General features: G+C 44.4%; 2 pseudogenes. Both read right to left on the reverse strand.

Annotated elements, in window-relative coordinates:
* Window positions 1–393 (reverse strand): annotated as a pseudogene (locus KIV40_RS33235) (oxygen-independent coproporphyrinogen III oxidase); the annotation flags it as partial.
* A 239-nt stretch (window positions 394–632) separates the two neighbouring features.
* A pseudogene (locus KIV40_RS33240) lies at window positions 633–725 on the reverse strand (DUF2489 domain-containing protein); the annotation flags it as partial.

The following is a 725-nucleotide window of genomic DNA, read 5'->3' on the forward strand; positions in this document are numbered from 1 at the left end:
ACGTGTAATTTGCGCCTTACTTAGGAAGGTCGGCGTACCACCACCAAAGAGCAGCTGTGTCACCTCACGCCCTCGCAGCAGTGCTGCGCGCTGACGGATCTCATGCTCAATCACATCGAGATACTCATCGGCCTTGTGCGAGTGGCGAGTAATCACCTTGCTACAACCACAGTAGTAACAAAGCTTGTGACAAAATGGGATATGTACGTAAAGAGAAAGCGGGCGCTCAGGGTACTGAGTACACGCCATGTCATAATCAGAGACCGTGAAAGCTACATGGAACTCCAACGCAGTTGGATAAGAGGTGTAACGTGGACCAGAATAGTTGTACTTGTCTAAGATGGCTTGATCCCAAACGATTTGCTGGCTCGTTACTGCTGGCTTGCTCGACATGATGGTATTTCCAATTTAGATCCGCGAATACGGGAGTACTCTCAAATCATTTTACATACATTAAAATATAGACGGGTTATTTTGCCATACGAGTTGTAAGGACGTTTGACAGCTATTCGCTTTTTAGAGACAAAAGCTCAAAAGTGATAGCTTGATCACTAACCGACTTAGGGGTGTAAGATAACACAAAGGCAAGAGAGCTTATTTGATGTGACACCACACCACATAAGCCCTTTCTATTAGATCATCTGAATGTTGATTTGGTTATTAAGCGGTTTTACTTTCTTCTGTAACTGCTTCAACTCTTCAATGATGGATTCGTTCAAGCGTGA

It is taken from the genome of Vibrio sp. D173a (assembly GCF_030248475.1).